General features: G+C 65.8%; 4 protein-coding genes. 2 read left to right on the forward strand and 2 right to left on the reverse strand.

Annotated elements, in window-relative coordinates; translation table 11 throughout:
• Window positions 1-465, forward strand: a 465-nt coding sequence (locus tag AC5RUJ_RS14385) for an ABC-2 transporter permease (protein WP_494156059.1), incomplete at its 5' end; no start/stop codon positions are given.
• A gap of 51 nt (window positions 466-516) precedes the next feature.
• On the opposite strand, the gene AC5RUJ_RS14390 is transcribed toward AC5RUJ_RS14385, so the two are convergent.
• Together AC5RUJ_RS14390 and AC5RUJ_RS14395 are read right to left on the reverse strand one after the other, a co-directional pair.
• On the reverse strand, window positions 517-918 hold the full coding sequence (locus AC5RUJ_RS14390; protein ID WP_494012971.1) for a VOC family protein: 402 nt from the start codon (window positions 916-918) through the stop codon (window positions 517-519).
• 533 nt (window positions 919-1,451) lie between these two features.
• Window positions 1,452-1,928, reverse strand: a complete 477-nt coding sequence (locus AC5RUJ_RS14395; RefSeq protein ID WP_494012970.1) for an SRPBCC family protein — start codon at window positions 1,926-1,928, stop codon at window positions 1,452-1,454.
• Window positions 1,929-2,106: 178 nt separating this feature from the next.
• Between AC5RUJ_RS14395 and AC5RUJ_RS14400 the strand changes: the two genes are divergently transcribed.
• A partial coding sequence (locus tag AC5RUJ_RS14400; protein WP_494156060.1) for an alcohol dehydrogenase catalytic domain-containing protein occupies window positions 2,107-2,551 on the forward strand: 445 nt, incomplete at its 3' end.

Consider the following 2,551-nt stretch of genomic DNA (forward strand, 5'->3'; position numbering starts at 1 on the left):
GCGGTGGTCTTCTGCATGGCGGCGGCGCTCGCCATCGCGGTCACCGGCGCGCTGATCGGCGGCCTGCTCTTCGGCGTCGGGCCGGTGACGCTGCTGTCCGGCGACACGATCGGCGTCGGCGAGTCTCTGGCTCGGCTGCTGCTGGTGGCCGCCTACGTTGCCGTGTCGCTGGCTGGGCTGGCGGCCATCGGGCTCTTTATCTCCACTCTCACCGAGGTCCCCGTCGGCGCCATGGCGGCGACGGCAGTGCTGGCCGTCGTCACCCAGATTGTCGGCGCGCTGCCGCAGTTGGAGTGGTTGCACCCGTGGCTGTTCACGCACCACTGGCTGAGCTTCGCCGACCTGCTGCGCCAGCCCATCTCCTGGGACGCCTTCGGCGCCAACGCCGTCCTGCAGGGCGGCTACATCGCCGTTTCCTGCGCCCTCGCCTACGGCCGCTTCACCACCAAGGACGTGCTGTCCTAAGACGATCGCCGCCGGAGATGGACTGTGGCTGTCCGCCGCCGCTTGAAGTTGTTACGACATCCCGGCCTGTTCGTCGGGCTGATGGATGCCGATGGTGTTGTTTTCGGTGTCCAGGTAGTAGCCCTGCCACGCCATTCCCGGCAGTGCGTACTTCGGCAGGGCGGTTTGGCCGCCGGCCGCCAGGATCTTCCGTTCGGTGGCGTCGTAGTCGTCCACCTCCATGGTGACCACCCAGGCGTTGGTGCCCTGGCCGCTGTCCGGGGTCGGGGCGGGGCGCTGCATGAGGCCGCCGTTGATGCCGGGCTGGTCCTCCGGGCCGGTCACGACGCCGTAGTAGGGAGTGCCGGTGACCTGTGAATAGTCCTCGAACGTCCAGCCGAACACGGTCGCGTAGAAGTTTTTGGCTCGTTCCAGGTCTTCTGCCTGGATTTCAAAGTGCACGGGACGGGCCATGGCGGGCTCCTTCGCTGGACGCGGATGCTGATGGTGGTGCGAGCGCTGATCAAGCGAGGCGGTGGCGGCCGGTTCCACGGCTCCAGGGAAGCCAGCCGCGGGTGCGGCGCGGTCGGCTGAGGTGGCCTTCCTTTTCCAGCGGATCGGCAGCATCATCCGGCAGATGCCGATCCTCGCCGGCCACAATGTGACTTGTTCCGGGGCCGGGTATCTGGGCCGCTGCCAGATTCGGCATCCCCGTGCTGTCCCCGGACCCGTGGACGGGCTTAGGTCCCATCCGCTCCATGTCGGCTACTGGATTGGCTTCCGGCCGTTCCTGATTTTTCCGCATGATTGGCCCCCATCGCCGCTCAGTTAATCCCCTGCGGCCTAGAGTAAACCGGATAACCAGAAAATGGGGGAGAATCCGGAAAAATTTGTTGGCTTGGAAGGGCCGGCTGCTGCGACAGCGCTGTCAGGTGGGCGAGCAAACGACGGCGGTGGGCCGGCTCCGAGAGCCGGCCCACCGCCGTCGTGCTTGTGGTTTTGGAAGTTTAGAGCTGCGTGCCGATGGGGCCGCTGTCGTTCACTTCTCCGCGCCAGGCGCCGGTTTCGGCGCCGCGGGTTTCGATGAACTCCTTGAACTTGCGCATGTCCGACTTCACTTGCTTGTCGTCGATATTCAGGGCGGCGCCGACCTTCTCGGTGAAGGTTTCGGGATCCCACTCGAAGCGCACCGAGACCTTGGTGCTGTCCGCGCCGAGGGGGCTAAACGTCACGACGCCGGCGTGGGACTTGCCGTCGACGCTGCGCCAGGCGATGCGCTCGTCCGGCTGCTGCTCCACGATCTCGGTGTCGAACTCGCGCTCCACGCCGCCGACCTTGGTCTTCCAGTGGTTGGTGGTGTCGGTCAGCTGGGTCACGGACTCAACGCCGGACATGAAGTTCGGAAAGGATTCGAACTGCGTCCACTGGTCGTACGCTGTGCGGACCGGAACGGCTACATCAATGGTTTCTTCCACGGTTTGCATCAGTTGCCTCCTTTGGAATCGGGCCAGGGCCGCTGGTGCGCCCCTCGAGGTGGCCTCGTGGCCTACGCTACACAGACTGGTGAAACGTGACAACTCGATAGACAGCTTGCTGACCATTTTCCGCGGTGCGTAGGGTGGCGTGTGTAGCTATCGCAGAGTCAACCGGCAGGAGTGAATCATGCGCGCTGTAGTGTTCGAGGACTTCAAGACTTTTCCCACCATCAAGGACGTGGAGCGGCCGAAGCCGCGGGCCGGGGAGGTGCTGCTGAAGGTCGCCGGCGCCGGAGCCTGCCACTCCGATGTCGCCATCTACAACGACTTCGAGGCCGGCGGCCCGGGGGCGGTGCCGCCGCCGTTTACGCTCGGCCACGAAAACTCCGGGTGGGTCGAAGAGCTCGGGGAGGGCGTGGAAGGCTTCAACGTCGGCGATGCCTATCTGGTCTATGGGCCGATTGGCTGCGGGCACTGCAAGGCGTGTTCGCGCGGCCAGGACACTTACTGCGAGAACGCGGCCAAGATGCCCTACCTCGGCGTGGGACTGGGGCGCGACGGCGGGATGGCCGAGTACGTCACCGTGCCGGCGCGGAACCTGGTGCCGCTCGGCGACGCCGATCCGGTGGCCG

The sequence above is a fragment of the Arthrobacter sp. Y3223164 genome (assembly GCF_059091005.1).

What these genes read in the sequence shown, in the direction of transcription:
- AC5RUJ_RS14390 (WP_494012971.1), bottom strand. Translation starts at nt 918, where the DNA reads ATGGCCCGTCCCGTGCACTTTGAAATCCAGGCAGAAGACCTGGAACGA.
- AC5RUJ_RS14395 (WP_494012970.1), bottom strand. Translation starts at nt 1,928, where the DNA reads ATGCAAACCGTGGAAGAAACCATTGATGTAGCCGTTCCGGTCCGCACA.